Raw genomic sequence first — 14,669 nt, forward strand, 5'->3', positions numbered from 1 at the left:
ACCGCAGAGCGACGACACGTAACTCGAGGCGAGAGGCCTTCGACGTGGCAGCACCGCAGAACTACCTCGCAGTCATCAAGGTCATCGGTGTCGGCGGCGGTGGTGTCAATGCCATCAACCGAATGATCGAGGTCGGCCTCAAGGGCGTCGAGTTCATCGCGATCAACACCGATGCGCAGGCACTGCTGATGAGCGACGCCGACGTCAAGCTGGACGTCGGCCGTGAACTCACCCGTGGCCTCGGAGCCGGGGCGAACCCCGCCGTCGGCCGGAAGGCGGCGGAGGACCACCGTGAGGAGATCGAGGAGGTCCTCAAGGGGGCCGACATGGTCTTCGTCACCGCCGGCGAAGGCGGCGGCACCGGCACCGGCGGCGCCCCCGTCGTGGCCAACATCGCCCGCTCGCTGGGCACCCTGACGATCGGTGTGGTCACCCGCCCGTTCACTTTCGAGGGCCGGCGCCGGGCGAACCAGGCGGAGGACGGCATCGCCGAACTCCGCGAAGAGGTCGACACCCTCATCGTCATCCCCAACGACCGGCTGCTCTCCATCTCGGACCGCCAGGTCAGCGTGCTCGACGCCTTCAAGTCGGCCGACCAGGTGCTGCTCTCGGGTGTCCAGGGCATCACCGACCTGATCACCACCCCCGGCCTGATCAACCTCGACTTCGCCGACGTCAAGTCGGTCATGTCCGAGGCCGGTTCCGCCCTCATGGGCATCGGCTCGGCCCGGGGCGACGACCGCGCGGTGGCCGCGGCGGAGATGGCGATCTCCTCGCCGCTCCTGGAGGCGTCCATCGACGGCGCCCGCGGTGTCCTGCTCTCCATCTCCGGCGGCAGCGACCTCGGTCTCTTCGAGATCAACGAGGCGGCGCAGCTGGTGAGCGAGGCGGCCCACCCGGAGGCCAACATCATCTTCGGCGCGGTCATCGACGACGCCCTCGGCGACGAGGTGCGTGTCACCGTGATCGCGGCCGGTTTCGACGGCGGCCAGCCGCCCGCCCGCCGCGAGAACGTCCTCGGGGCGAGCACCGGCAAGCGGGAGGAGCAGGCCCCGGCCCGCGCCCCCGAGCCGGTGCGTCCGGCGAGCACGCTCGGTTCCGTGCCCGCGCGCGAGGAGCCCCAGCAGGTCCCGGCCGAGCAGCCGGCGCCGGTGGCGAACGAGACCTCGCTGCCCCCGGTCGCCCCGGCGCACGTCCCGACGGCCCGTCCCTACCAGGACACCCAGGCCGAAGAGCTGGACGTACCGGACTTCTTGAAGTGATAGATCCGCAGCACCCGGTGAAGACCGCGGTGGCTTCGACGGGCGGCGCGCACTTCGCCTTCACCGACAGGTGGGGCGGGGTGAGCGCCGCTCCGTACGAGCAGCTCAACCTCGGCGGCGCGGTCGGTGACGACCCCGCCGCCGTCCTCGCGAACCGCACCCTCGCCGCACGGGGCCTCGGCCTCGACCCGGAGCGGGTCGTCTGGATGAACCAGGTGCACGGCCGCGACGTCGCCGTGGTCGACGCCCCGTGGGACGGGGCGTCCCGGATCCCCGCGGTGGACGCGGTGGTGACGGCCCGCCGCGGACTGGCGCTGGCGGTGCTCACCGCCGACTGCACCCCCGTCCTGCTCGCCGACCCGGTGGCGGGCGTGGCCGCGGCGGCCCACGCGGGCAGGCCCGGTCTGGTCGCGGGCGTCGTGCCGGCGGCCGTCGAGGCGATGGCCGCGCTGGGCGCGGAGCCGTCGAGGATCGTCGCGCACACCGGGCCGGCGGTCTGCGGCCGGTGCTACGAGGTGCCCGAGGACATGCGCGCCGAGGTGGCCGGGGCCGTTCCTGCGTCCTGGTCGACCACGGGCTGGGGCACCCCCGCCGTGGACGTCACCGCCGGGGTCCACGCGCAGCTCGAAGCCCTCGGGGTGGGCGAACGGCACCGTTCGCCGGTCTGCACACGGGAATCCGGTGACCACTACTCGTACCGCCGCGACCGCACCACGGGGCGGCTCGCCGGTTATGTCTGGCTGGACGGATAGGGCGATGACGGATCGTAAGGACCAACTCGCGGCGAACCTGGCACGGGTGGAGGAGCGCATCGCCGCCGCCTGCGCCGCGGCCGGCCGTGAGCGGGAGGAGGTGACCCTCGTCGTGGTCACCAAGACCTACCCCGCGAGCGATGTGCGGATCCTGCACGGACTCGGTGTGCGTCATGTCGCCGAGAACCGTGACCAGGACGCGGCCCCCAAGGCCGAGGCGTGTGCGGATCTGTCGCTCACCTGGCACTTTGTCGGACAGCTGCAGACCAATAAGGTGCGTTCCGTGGTCGGTTATGCCGATGTGGTGCAGTCGGTGGACCGGGTCAGGCTGGTCACCGCGCTCTCGGCGGCGGCGGTGAGGAACGGGCGGGAACTCGGCTGCCTCCTGCAGGTGGCACTCGACGCGGAGAGCGGCGAACGCGGTGACCGCGGAGGCGTCGCGCCGGACGGCGTCGGGGAACTGGCGGCCGCGGTGGAGGCCGCGCCCGGACTCCGGCTCGACGGGCTGATGACCGTCGCCCCGCTCTCCGGGGTGTACGCGGGCCGTCAACGCGAGGCGTTCGACCGGCTGGTGGAAATCTCATCCCGCCTGCGCGGGAACCATCCGGCTGCCAACATGGTCTCCGCGGGAATGAGCGGGGATCTGGAGGACGCGGTGGCGGCCGGAGCGACACATGTACGCATCGGTACGGCGGTGCTCGGAGACCGACCCCGGCTCGGGTAACGTCGCGAAGCAAGTCGGACCACAGCAGAAAATATGGTCATTGCCACCCGAAAAGGGCAAGACCGGAGTGGATCTCGGGCACTTGGTGACACGAATGCCGATCCACCACAGAGCGGAGGACTCGGAGCATGGCCGGCGCGATGCGCAAGATGGCGGTCTACCTCGGCCTCGTGGAGGACGATGGGTACGACGGTCCGGGGTTCGACCCCGACGACGAATTCGAACCCGAGCCGGAGCCCGAGCGGGACCGGCGGCGGCATCAGCCCGCACACCAGGTGGAGCGGGAGCGCGAGCGTGAGGAACCGGTACGCGCGGTGACGCCGCCCGCCCCGCGCGAGCCGGTTCAGCTACCGGCGGACAGCCCGCGACCCGCCCGGATCGCACCCGTGGCATCCATCACACCTGACCGCCCGAACCTGGAGAAGAACGCACCGGTGATCATGCCCAAGGTCGTGTCCGAGCGGGAGCCCTACCGCATCACCACGCTGCACCCCCGTACCTACAACGAGGCCCGTACCATCGGGGAACACTTCCGCGAGGGCACTCCGGTGATCATGAATCTCACCGAGATGGACGACACCGACGCGAAGCGACTTGTCGACTTTGCCGCGGGACTCGTCTTCGGTCTCCATGGCAGCATTGAGCGAGTGACGCAGAAGGTGTTCCTGTTGTCGCCTGCTAACGTCGATGTCACGGCGGAGGACAAGGCCCGTATCGCAGAGGGCGGGTTCTTCAACCAGAGCTGAGAACACGACACCGGGAACAACCCGGCCGCGAGGCCGGTGCCGGCCGGGAGGCCGGGTCACGAAAGCCAGGGGAGAGGGAAGCGCGGGACATGGGCGTCGCACTGGATGTGGTCTATATCGCGCTGATGTGTTTCCTCATCGTGCTGATCTTCCGGCTGGTCATGGACTATGTCTTCCAGTTCGCACGTTCATGGCAGCCAGGCAAGGCGATGGTGGTCGTTCTGGAGGGCACTTACACTGTCACCGATCCACCGCTGAAGCTTCTGCGGCGGTTCATACCGCCGTTGCGTCTCGGGGGCGTGGCACTTGACCTGTCCTTCTTCGTTCTGATGATCATCGTCTACATTCTGCTCAGCATCGTGGGCAAGCTAGCGAGCAGCGTGTGAACGATACGGTCTTGCCGACTGCCGACGACTACGTAGAGGTGAAGAAGAGATGCCGTTGACCCCCGAGGACGTGCGGAACAAGCAGTTCACGACCGTCCGCCTCCGAGAAGGCTATGACGAGGACGAGGTCGATGCCTTTCTCGACGAGGTCGAAGCGGAACTGACCCGTCTGCTCCGTGAGAACGAGGACCTGCGGGCCAAGCTGGCCGCCGCCACGCGCGCGGCCGCACAGAACCAACAGCAGGGTATGCGTAAACCTCCGGAGCCGCAGGACCGGCCGGGGGCCCCGGTGCCCGCCGCCATATCGGGCCCGCCGGTGCAGCAGCAGCCCCCGCAGATGGGTCCCCCCCAGCTGCCCGGTGGAGCTCCGCAGCTGCCCGCCGGCCCCAGCGGCCACGGCCCCCAGGGCGGCCACGGCCCCGGTCCGCAGGGCCCGCACGGCCCCGGCCCCATGCAGGGCGGCCCCATGGGCGGTCCGATGGGCGGTCACGGCCCGCAGCAGATGCAGCCGCCGCAGATGCAGCAGCAGATGCAGCCGCCGCAGATGCAGCAGCCCGGCCAGGGCCCCGGCGGCGACAGCGCCGCCCGTGTCCTGTCCCTGGCCCAGCAGACCGCCGACCAGGCGATCGCGGAGGCCCGTTCCGAGGCCAACAAGATCGTCGGTGAGGCGCGCAGCCGTGCCGAGGGCCTGGAGCGCGACGCGCGGGCCAAGGCGGACGCGCTGGAGCGGGACGCGCAGGAGAAGCACCGTGTGGCGATGGGCTCGCTGGAGTCGGCCCGCGCGACGCTGGAGCGCAAGGTCGAGGACCTGCGCGGCTTCGAGCGCGAGTACCGGACCCGTCTGAAGTCCTACCTGGAGAGCCAGCTGCGCCAGCTGGAGACCCAGGCCGACGACTCGCTGGCCCCGCCGCGGACCCCCGCGGCCGCCTCGCTGCCGCCGTCGCCCTCGCTGGCTCCGGCCGGTGCGGGTGCCATGGGGCACGGCATGGGCGGCGGCAACCACGGCAACCCGCCGATGGGCGCCGGGAACCAGTCGATGGGCGGTGCGCCGTCGTACGGCGGGCAGCAGCAGATGTCGCCCGCGATGACGCAGCCGATGGCACCGGTGCGGCCGCAGGCGCCGCAGCCGATGCAGCAGGCGCCGTCGCCGATGCGCGGCTTCCTCATCGACGAGGACGACAACTGAGCGCTGGGCGCGCGGTGAGCGCGTAGCCGTCGGCAGGCTGTGAGGGCCGGGCCCCGGGGATCTTCCCCGGGGCCCGGCCCTTGTCGTACGCCGTACGCGCGAGGGAGGGGCCGGGAACGGCGCTGCCCGGCCGGGTGGGACCGGCCGGGCAGCGCGGGACGGGCGGTGGATCAGTGAGCCGTCCTGCGGAGGCGGAAGGTGAGGCCCAGCGCCTCGTCCTCGAACGGGGAGCCGTACGAGTCGTCCGCCTCGCCCTGGGCGTAGTCCGGGGCGAGGACCTCGTCCGCGATCAGCGACGCGTGCTCGGTCAGGGCGGCGGCCGTCTCGGGGGAGGCCGAGGTCCAGCGGACCGCGATGCGGTCGGCGACGTCCAGGCCGCTGTTCTTGCGGGCCTCCTGGATCAGCCGGATCGCGTCACGGGCCAGGCCCGCCGCCCGCAGTTCCGGGGTGATCTCCAGGTCCAGGGCGACCGTGGCGCCGGAGTCCGAGGCCACCGACCAGCCCTCGCGCGGGGTCTCCGTGACGATGACCTCCTCCGGGGTGAGGGCGACCTGCTCGCCGTCCACCTCGACGGTGGCCGTGCCCTCACGCAGCGCCAGCGACAGCGCGGCTGCGTCCGCGTCCGCGACGGCCTTCGCCACCGCCTGGACGCCCTTGCCGAACCGCTTGCCCAGGGCCCGGAAGTTGGCCTTGGCCGTGGTGTCGACGAGGGAGCCGCCGACCTCGGAGAGCGACGCCAGCGACGAGACGTTCAGCTCCTCGGTGATCTGCGCGCGCAGTTCGGGGGAGAGCGCCTCGAAGCCCGACGCCGCGACCAGGGCCCGTGAGAGCGGCTGGCGGGTCTTGACCCCGGACCCGGCACGCGTGGCACGGCCCAGCTCGACCAGGCGGCGCACCAGCGCCATCTGCGAGGAGAGCGCGGGGTCGGCCGCCGCCGGGTCCGCCTGGGGCCAGGAGGACAGGTGCACCGACTCCGGGGCGCCGGGGGTCACCGGGACGATCAGGTCCTGCCAGACCCGTTCGGTGATGAACGGGGTCAGCGGGGCCATCAGCCGGGTGACCGTCTCCACCACGTCGTGCAGCGTGCGCAGCGCGGCCTTGTCGCCCTGCCAGAAACGGCGGCGCGAACGGCGGACGTACCAGTTGGACAGGTCGTCCACGAACGCGGAGAGCAGCTTCCCGGCACGCTGGGTGTCGTAGGCCTCCAGTGCCCGGGTGACCTGCTCCACCAGGGTGCCCAGCTCGCCCAGCAGCCAGCGGTCCAGCACCGTGCGGCCGGCCGGGGCCGGATCGGCCGCGGACGGCGCCCAGTGGGACGTACGGGCGTACAGGGCCTGGAAGGCGACCGTGTTCCAGTACGTCAGCAGGGTCTTGCGGACGACCTCCTGGATCGTGCCGTGGCCCACCCGGCGCGCCGCCCACGGGGAACCGCCCGCCGCCATGAACCAGCGCACCGCGTCGGCACCGTGCTGGTCCATGAGCGGGATCGGCTGGAGGATGTTGCCCAGGTGCTTGGACATCTTCCGGCCGTCCTCGGCGAGGATGTGGCCGAGGCACACCACGTTCTCGTAACTCGACCTGTCGAAGACGAGCGTGCCGACGGCCATCAGCGTGTAGAACCAGCCACGGGTCTGGTCGATGGCCTCCGAGATGAACTGCGCCGGGTAGCGGGACTCGAAGACGTCCTTGTTCTTGTAGGGGTAGCCCCACTGCGCGAACGGCATCGAACCCGAGTCGTACCAGGCGTCGATGACCTCCGGGACGCGGTACGCCTCCAGCTGGCAGTTCTCCTGCGAGCAGGTGAACGTGATCTCGTCGATGAACGGCCGGTGCGGGTCCAGGGCCGACTGGTCGCGCCCGGTCAGCTCCGAGAGCTCGGCACGGGAGCCGACGCACGTCAGGTGGCCGTCCTCGCAGCGCCAGACCGGCAGCGGGGTGCCCCAGTAACGGTTGCGGGAGAGCGCCCAGTCGACGTTGTTGTCCAGCCAGTCGCCGAAGCGGCCGTGCTTGACCGAGTCCGGGAACCAGTTGGTCTTCTCGTTCTCCTCCAGCAGCCGGTCCTTGACCGCCGTCGTACGGATGTACCAGGAAGGCTGCGCGTAGTAGAGCAGCGCGGTGTGGCAGCGCCAGCAGTGCGGGTAGCTGTGCTCGTACGGGACGTGGCGGAAGAGCCTGCCGCGGGCGGCCAGGTCCTCGGTGAGCGCCTCGTCGGCCTTCTTGAAGAACACCCCGCCGACCAGCGGCAGGTCCTCCTCGAACGTGCCGTCGGGACGCACCGGGTTGACGACCGGCAGGCCGTAGGAGCGGCACACGGCGAGGTCGTCGGCGCCGAAGGCGGGGGACTGGTGGACCAGACCCGTGCCGTCCTCGGTCGTGACGTACTCGGCGTTGACGACGAAGTGCGCCTCGGCGGGGAAGTCGACCAGGGCGAAGGGGCGTTCGTACGTCCAGCGTTCCATCTCGCGGCCGGTGAAGGACTCGCCGGTCGGCTCCCAGCCCTCGCCCAGCGCCTTCGCGACCAGCGGCTCGGCGACGACCAGCTTCTCCTCGCCGTCGGTCGCGACGACATAGGTGACGTCCGGGTGGGCGGCGACGGCGGTGTTGGAGACCAGGGTCCAGGGCGTGGTCGTCCACACCAGCAGCGCGGCCTCGCCGGCCAGCGGGCCGCTCGTCAGCGGGAAGCGCACGAAGACCGAGGGGTCGACGACCGTCTCGTAGCCCTGGGCCAGTTCGTGGTCCGAGAGGCCGGTGCCGCAGCGCGGGCACCAGGGGGCGACCCGGTGGTCCTGGACCAGGAGGCCCTTCTTGAAGATCTCCTTCAGCGACCACCACACGGAGTCGACGTACTCCGGGTCCATCGTCCGGTAGGCGTCGTCCAGGTCGACCCAGTACCCCATGCGGGTCGTCAGCTCGGCGAACGCGTCGGTGTGGCGGGTCACCGACTCCCGGCACTTCGCGTTGAACTCGGCGATGCCGTACGCCTCGATGTCCTGCTTGCCGCTGAAGCCCAGCTCCTTCTCGACCGCGAGCTCGACCGGCAGTCCGTGGCAGTCCCAGCCGGCCTTCCGGCCGACGTGGTAGCCCTGCATGGTCCGGAAACGCGGGAACACGTCCTTGAAGACGCGGGCCTCGATGTGATGGGCGCCGGGCATGCCGTTGGCGGTCGGCGGCCCCTCGTAGAACACCCACTCGGGGCGGCCCTCGGACTGTTCGAGGCTCTTGGCGAAGACCTTGCTCTCACGCCAGAAGTCGAGCACGGCGTGTTCGAGGGCGGGCAGGTCGACCTGGGCGGGTACCTGGCGGTACTGCGGCGATGTCATGTGCGGTTTCCTCCGGCGGACGGCTTCCACTTCCGTCGGAGGGACGAGAGCCGGCCGGCTCCCGCGGTACCACCCTCCTTGGCCCCGGGCGTGCGCCCGCGGCCCCCTCATTGGGGTCGCGATGCCGGGTCTAGTGGCCTCGCACCCGGGGCGGTGCCCACGGGCCGAAGTTTTCTTCCGGCGGCTCCGGGGTGATCTTCACGACGCGCTCGCCCCCGGGCTCCCACCGTCCCCGGGTCGCTACGGGCTGCCTACGACGCTACTCGTCCCATCCACGCCTCTCGCTGCGCTCAGTGTACGGGGCCGTACGGGCGACGGCCGACCGGTCGGAACCGCGCAAGGCGTGTCCGCCCCGGACGGCCCCGCCGGTACGGCCCGCTCCCGGCCGGTGACCCGGGGCGGATTACCGCGCGGTGAGCTGGGCACAACGCTGGGGGGCACACCACCGTCCGGCGCGGGAAGGGCGAACCGGCGGCGTGCCCCGTTGCCGCGGAGGCGGGGCCGATCTATCGTCCCAGCACGATTCGCGCGCAAGATCACCTTATGTGAAGGGGCCGCGGCCATGGTGGCGGAGAAGAGCGCCGACGGGGAAAGCTCCGCGGGTCCACACCCGGACGCGGACCGGAAGCCGCCGGTGAAGAAGAGCGCGGCGGCCAGGAAGGCCGCGGCCAGGAAGGCCGCACAGGCCACGGGGGCGGCCGAGGCCGCCGAGCAGACGGGAGCCCACACGGTGGTAGCCAAGAAGAGCGCGGACCGGAGCACAGCGGCAGTGGAAGGGGCCCCGACCGCGGTGCCCCCGGCCAGGGTCGCCGCCGCGACGGCGCCGGGTGACCTCGCGGTCAGGCCGGGGGAGGACCCCTGGACCGCCGAGGAGGTCGACGAGGCGCGCACCGGGCTGACCGGCGAGGCCGTACGGCTGCGCAGCGAGCTGGAGGCCTCGGGCGCCGCCCTGGCCGGCCTGATGCGGGACTCCGGGGACGGTGCGGGCGACGACGACGCGGACACCGGGACCAAGAACATCACCCGGGAGCACGAGCTGTCGCTCGCGGCCCACGCCCAGGAGACGCTGGACCAGACCGAACGCGCCCTCGCCCGGCTCGACGCGGGCACCTACGGGCTCTGCGAGGTCTGCGGCAAACCGATCGGCAAGGCCCGGATGCAGGCGTTCCCCCGCGCCACCCTCTGCGTGGAGGACAAACAGAAGCAGGAGCGGCGGGGCTGATCCGTCCGGTGTTGTCGTACCCTCGTCCTCAGTCAGGCACCTAGGTTGAGGGACTCACGTGGCAGAGGCGGAGCGCATCATCGGTACGCCGGAAATCCCCGATGCCGAGGGGGCTGACGGAGCTGCGGCCCGGCAGCCCTCCGAGGGCGCGGACCCGGCCGGCGAGGCCCGGGGCGGCGGCCGGGGCAGGAAGAAGATCCCCGTTCTCCTCGGCGTGGCCCTCCTGGCCTATCTGCTGGACCTGGTCAGCAAGATGATCGTGGTCGCGAAGCTGGAGCACGAGGAACCCATCGAGATCTTCGGCGACTGGCTGAAACTCGACGCGATCCGCAACGCCGGTGCCGCGTTCGGGATCGGCGAGGCGTTCACCGTGATCTTCACGGCCATCGCGGCCGTCGTGATCATCGTGATCGTCCGGCTCGCGCGCAAGCTCTACAGCCTGCCCTGGGCGATCGCCCTGGGGCTGCTGCTGGGCGGGGCGCTCGGCAACCTCACCGACCGCATCTTCCGGGCCCCGGGCGTGTTCGAGGGCGCGGTGGTCGACTTCATCGCCCCCGCGCACTTCGCGGTCTTCAACCTCGCCGACTCCGCGATCGTGTGCGGCGGCATCCTCATCGTCATCCTCTCCTTCAGGGGCCTGGACCCCGACGGGACCGTGCACAAGGACTAGGGACTAGGGACCGCACCAGGGCCGGGGCCGCGCAGGGGTCAGGGGCCCGATCCGCCGCCCGAGGCCCGGGGCACCGGGCGGCGCAAGGCATACTCGACTGGTGAGCACGTATCCCGAGGTCCGCACCCTGCCCGTACCCGACGGCCTGGAGGGCGAGCGCGTCGACGCCGCCATCTCCCGTATGTTCGGTTTCTCCCGCACCAAGGCCGCCGAGCTCGCGGCCGCCGGCAAGGTGCAGGTGGACGGGGCCGTCGCCGGGAAGTCCGAACGGGTGCACGGCGGGGCCTGGATGGAAGTGGAGATGCCGCAGGCACCCGCTCCCGTCCAGGTCGTCGCCGAGCCCGTCGAGGGCATGGAGATCGTGCACGACGACGACGACATCGTCGTCATCATGAAGCCGGTCGGTGTCGCCGCCCACCCCAGCCCCGGCTGGACCGGTACCACCGTCATCGGCGGGCTGGCCGCGGCCGGCTACCGGATCTCGACCTCGGGCGCGGCCGAGCGGCAGGGCATCGTGCACCGGCTGGACGTCGGCACCTCGGGCCTGATGGTCGTCGCCAAGTCCGAGCGGGCCTACACCCTGCTCAAGGGCCAGTTCCGCGACCGGGTGGTGGAGAAGAAGTACCACGCGCTGGTCCAGGGCCACCCCGACCCGATGAGCGGCACCATCGACGCCCCCATCGGCCGTCACCCCCAGCACGACTACAAGTGGGCCGTCACCGCCGAGGGCAAGCCCTCCGTGACGCACTACGACCTCATCGAGGCCTACCGCGCGGCCAGCCTGCTCGACATCAAGCTGGAGACCGGGCGCACCCACCAGATCCGGGTGCACATGTCCGCCCACCGCCACCCCTGCGCCGGCGACCTCACCTACGGCGCGGACCCCACGATGGCCAAGCGTCTCGGACTCACCCGGCAGTGGCTGCACGCGGTCCGGCTGGGCTTCGAGCACCCCTCGGACGGCCGCTGGGTCGAGTTCGCCAGCGAGTACCCCGAAGACCTGCGGCGGGCCCTGGACATCATCGCCGAGGAGAGCCGGTGACCGGACCGGAGACCTCCTTCAGCACCCGCCGCGCCGACGGCGAGAGCGACCTCGCGGCCTGCTTCCAGGTCCGAAAGGACGTCTTCGTCGGTGAGCAGAACGTGCCCGAGGAGATCGAGTACGACGCCTACGACACCACGGCGGTGCACGTCGTCGCCGTCGCCGCCGACGGCACCGCCCTCGGTACGGGCCGGCTGCTGCACGGCGAGGACGCCGCCGGGAAGACCGGCGGTGACCCCGCCGTCGGCTCGCTGGGCCGCCTCGCCGTGACCGGCCGGGCCCGCGGCCTGGGGGTGGGCGCGGCGCTGGTCCGCGCCATCGAGGCCGAGGCCCGCGGACTGGGCCTGACCGCCGTCGACCTGCACGCCCAGACCCACGCCCTCGGGTTCTACGAGCGCCTCGGCTACACGGCGTACGGTCCGGAGTTCCCGGACGCCGGCATTCCGCACCGGGCCATGCGCCGGGCCCTGTGACCCGCGGCCCCGCCGGGGCGCCGCCGGAGGACCGGCTTCCGCATGGCAGGCTGGTACGCCTCACCGGCTGACCACCGGACTCCGAGCGAGCCCGGCCGTGCTGCGGAAGGCGAAGACCCGTGGACCAGATGGCGCTCCTGCTCCTGCTGCTGCTCGGAGCGGTGGTCACGGTGCCGCTGGGAGAGCGCCTCAAGCTGCCCGCCCCGGTGCTGATGACGCTCGCCGGGGTCGCGATGGCGTTCGCCAGTTTCGTCCCCGACATCGACATCCCACCGGAGTTCATCCTCCCCGCCCTGCTGCCGCCGCTGCTCTACGCCTCGGTGCAGCGCACCTCGTGGCGGCAGTTCGCGGCCAACAGGCGGCCCATCTTCCTGCTGGCCGTCGCCCTCGTCTTCGTCACGACCGCGGCGGTCGCCGCCGTCGCCGACGCCGTCGTCCCGGGTCTGCCGATCGCCGCCGCCGTGGCGCTGGGGGCCCTGGTCGCCCCGCCCGACCCGGTCGCCGCGACGGCCGTGGCCGGGTCGCTGGGACTGCCCCGCAGGCTCGTGTCGATCCTGGAGGGGGAGGGCCTGTTCAACGACGTCACCGCGATCGTGCTCTACCACGTGGCGATCGCGGCCGCGGTGAGCGGCAGCTTCTCGCTGCCCGAGGCATTCGGCCTGCTCGTCCTGTCGGCGGTCGTCGCCGTGGTGGTCGGGCTGGTGCTCGGCTGGCTCACCATCAAGCTGATGGGCCTGCTCGGCGACGCCACCCTCCAGGTCGGCCTCACCCTGCTGGTGCCGTTCGTGAGCTACGTACTCGCCGAGGAGCTGATGGGCTCCGGGGTGCTGGCCGTCCTCACCACGGCGCTCTTCCTCGCCGAGCACACCGCGGACGCCGACGACGTCCAGGGGCGGCTCACCGGCCGCTCCTTCTGGGAGATCGTCGACACCCTGGTCACCGGGGTCGCGTTCGGCCTCATCGGACTGGAACTCCACAGCGTCTTCGGCACGGCCGCCGGGCGGCTGCCGGAACTGCTGGGCTGGGGACTCGCCGTCGTCGCGGTCGTCGTCGGGGTGCGGCTGCTGTGGCTGCTGCCCGCGACCTGGCTCGCCCAGCGGATGCACACCCGCCGCGACTACAGCGAGGAGATCCCCACCAGCTGGCGGGAGACCGTCGTCATGTGGTGGGCGGGCATGCGCGGGGTCGCCTCGGTCGCCCTGGCCCTCGCCATCCCGCTGGAGACCGACGACGGCGCCCCCTTCCCCGGCCGGGACGAGATCGTCTTCATCGCCTTCACCGTCATCATGGCCACCCTCGTCGTCCAGGGGCTGACCCTGCCCTGGCTGGTGCGCAGACTGGGCGTACGGGCGGACACGGACGCCGAGCGGGCGCTGGAGCGCGACCTCGCCGTCCGGGCGGCGGGGGCGGCCAAGCGCTGCCTCAAGGAGATCGAGGCGCGGGAGGACCTCCCCGACGAGGTCGTCGAGCGGCTGCAACGCGCCGCGTACGACATCGGGGCGCGGATCAGCCCGGACGTCGTCGACGAGGAACGGCGCGAGGCGTACGCCCGGCGCGCGGAGCGCTTCAGGGCGGTCAGCCGCGTCCAGCGCGACATGCTCTCGGCCGCCCGCCACGAGGTGCTGGCGGCCCGCAACGAGCCCGGCTCCGACCCGGAGGTCGTGGACCGGGTGCTGCGCTACCTGGACGTACGCAGCCTGCGCTGAAGACCCGGCCCGGAGCGCGCCGGTCAGCCCCGGCCGGTGCGGGGCGCCGGCTCCCGGTCCGCCGCGCGGTCGGCCTCCGCCGCCGCCTCGGCGGCGGCCGGCTCCGGCAGGCTGACGCCGGGCGGCGGCACGGCGGCGGCGGTCGCGACCCGGGGCAGGGCGTACGGGTGGTTGTCGCGCAGCCAGGCGATCAGCTGCTCACGCACCGCGCAGCGCACCGTCCAGATGTCGTCCGCGTCCTTCGCGGTGACCACGGCCCGCACCTCGATGGTCGTCGGTGTGGTGTCGGTCACCGCCAGCGACCAGTCACGCCCGTCCCAGGCGGAGCATCCGCGGAGGATCTCGCGCATCTGCTCCCGCATCGCGGGCAGCGGCGCCGAGTGGTCGAGCTGGAGGTAGACCGTGCCGGTCATCTGGATGCCGCCGCGCGACCAGTTCTCGAACGGGCGGCTGGTGAAGTAGGAGACCGGCATGGTGATCCGGCGCTCGTCCCAGGTCCGTACGGTGAGGAAGGTCAAAGTGACCTCCTCCACGGTGCCCCACTCCCCGTCGACCACCACCGTGTCGCCGATCCGCACCATGTCGCCGAAGGCGATCTGGAAGCCCGCGAAGAGGTTGCCGAGCGTCGACTGCGCCGCGACACCGGCGACGATGCCGACCACACCGGCCGAGGCCAGCATCGAGGTGCCGACCGTCCGCATCGCCGGGAAGGTCAGCAGCATCGCGGCGACCGCCACCGTCGCCACCACCGCGGTGACCACCCGCTGGATGAGCGTCACCTGGGTCCGGACCCTGCGTACCCGGGCCGCGTCGCGCGAGGCCGAGGCGTAGCGGGCGTAGGAGGACTCCACGATGGTGGCCGCGATCCGGATGACCAGCCAGGCCGATGCCGCGATCAGCACCAGGGCCAGGGCCCGGCCGATCCCGGTCCGGTGGTCCCGCACCAGGTCCAGGCGTATCTGGGTGTAGGAGGTGCTGAGCAGCGCGGTGCAGAGGACCACCTGAAGGGGAGGGCGGCAGAGCCGCAGCAGCCCCCACAGAGGCGTCTCGTGGTGCCGCGCGTCGGCCCGCCGCAGCAGCAGGTCGACCAGCCACCCCACCGCGAGGGTGATCACCAGGGACCCGCCCACCACCAGGAGCGGGCGCAGTACGTTCTCCATTCCTCGTCCTCCATGCATCG

13 protein-coding genes are annotated in these 14,669 nt (G+C 71.8%); 11 read left to right on the plus strand and 2 right to left on the minus strand.

Annotated features, from left to right (window positions below; translation table 11 throughout):
- The first annotated feature begins 44 nt into the window (after positions 1–44).
- The 6 genes from ftsZ to CP967_RS25600 all read left to right on the plus strand — a co-directional run bounded on the left by ftsZ (position 45) and on the right by CP967_RS25600 (position 5,056).
- Positions 45–1,262 carry a cell division protein FtsZ gene (gene ftsZ / locus CP967_RS25575; protein ID WP_150490230.1) on the plus strand — a complete coding sequence of 406 codons (1,218 nt, stop codon included), beginning with the start codon at positions 45–47 and terminating at the stop codon, positions 1,260–1,262.
- 29 nt (positions 1,263–1,291) lie between these two features.
- Complete coding sequence (pgeF, locus tag CP967_RS25580) at positions 1,292–2,014, plus strand: peptidoglycan editing factor PgeF (protein ID WP_373300351.1); 723 nt, start codon at positions 1,292–1,294, stop codon at positions 2,012–2,014.
- A 4-nt stretch (positions 2,015–2,018) separates the two neighbouring features.
- Complete coding sequence (locus CP967_RS25585; RefSeq protein WP_150490231.1) at positions 2,019–2,738, plus strand: YggS family pyridoxal phosphate-dependent enzyme; 720 nt, start codon at positions 2,019–2,021, stop codon at positions 2,736–2,738.
- Between the two features lie 128 nt (positions 2,739–2,866).
- On the plus strand, positions 2,867–3,484 hold the full coding sequence (locus CP967_RS25590) for a cell division protein SepF (protein ID WP_150490232.1): 618 nt from the start codon (positions 2,867–2,869) through the stop codon (positions 3,482–3,484).
- A gap of 89 nt (positions 3,485–3,573) precedes the next feature.
- Positions 3,574–3,870, plus strand: a complete 297-nt coding sequence (locus CP967_RS25595) for a YggT family protein (RefSeq protein WP_150490233.1) — start codon at positions 3,574–3,576, stop codon at positions 3,868–3,870.
- 49 nt (positions 3,871–3,919) lie between these two features.
- Positions 3,920–5,056 (plus strand): DivIVA domain-containing protein, encoded by a 1,137-nt coding sequence (locus CP967_RS25600; RefSeq protein WP_150490234.1) that lies wholly within the window; start codon positions 3,920–3,922, stop codon positions 5,054–5,056.
- Positions 5,057–5,226: 170 nt separating this feature from the next.
- On the opposite strand, the gene ileS is transcribed toward CP967_RS25600, so the two are convergent.
- Positions 5,227–8,376: an isoleucine--tRNA ligase gene (ileS, locus tag CP967_RS25605; protein WP_150490235.1), complete on the minus strand. Its 3,150-nt coding sequence runs from the start codon at positions 8,374–8,376 to the stop codon at positions 5,227–5,229.
- Between the two features lie 562 nt (positions 8,377–8,938).
- Between ileS and CP967_RS25610 the strand changes: the two genes are divergently transcribed.
- From CP967_RS25610 to CP967_RS25630, 5 genes are all read left to right on the plus strand, one after another.
- Positions 8,939–9,598 carry a TraR/DksA family transcriptional regulator gene (locus CP967_RS25610; protein WP_150490236.1) on the plus strand — a complete coding sequence of 220 codons (660 nt, stop codon included), beginning with the start codon at positions 8,939–8,941 and terminating at the stop codon, positions 9,596–9,598.
- Between the two features lie 58 nt (positions 9,599–9,656).
- Entirely contained in the window at positions 9,657–10,268 is a 612-nt protein-coding gene (lspA, locus tag CP967_RS25615) for a signal peptidase II (RefSeq protein WP_150490237.1), read from the plus strand.
- Positions 10,269–10,368: 100 nt separating this feature from the next.
- Positions 10,369–11,310, plus strand: coding sequence for an RluA family pseudouridine synthase (locus CP967_RS25620; RefSeq protein WP_150490238.1), 942 nt, complete (start codon positions 10,369–10,371; stop codon positions 11,308–11,310).
- A complete protein-coding gene (locus CP967_RS25625) occupies positions 11,307–11,783 on the plus strand; it encodes a GNAT family N-acetyltransferase (protein WP_150490239.1) in 477 nt (158 codons plus the stop codon). The genes CP967_RS25620 and CP967_RS25625 overlap by 4 nt, the downstream gene beginning before the upstream one ends.
- 119 nt (positions 11,784–11,902) lie before the next feature.
- Positions 11,903–13,489, plus strand: a complete 1,587-nt coding sequence (locus tag CP967_RS25630; protein WP_150490240.1) for a Na+/H+ antiporter — start codon at positions 11,903–11,905, stop codon at positions 13,487–13,489.
- A gap of 23 nt (positions 13,490–13,512) precedes the next feature.
- Here the strand turns inward: CP967_RS25630 and CP967_RS25635 are convergent, their stop codons facing one another.
- Complete coding sequence (locus CP967_RS25635) at positions 13,513–14,649, minus strand: mechanosensitive ion channel family protein (RefSeq protein ID WP_150490241.1); 1,137 nt, start codon at positions 14,647–14,649, stop codon at positions 13,513–13,515.
- Between the last annotated feature and the right edge of the window lie 20 nt (positions 14,650–14,669).

It is taken from the genome of Streptomyces nitrosporeus, from assembly GCF_008704555.1.
GTDB classification, from domain to species: domain Bacteria; phylum Actinomycetota; class Actinomycetes; order Streptomycetales; family Streptomycetaceae; genus Streptomyces; species Streptomyces nitrosporeus.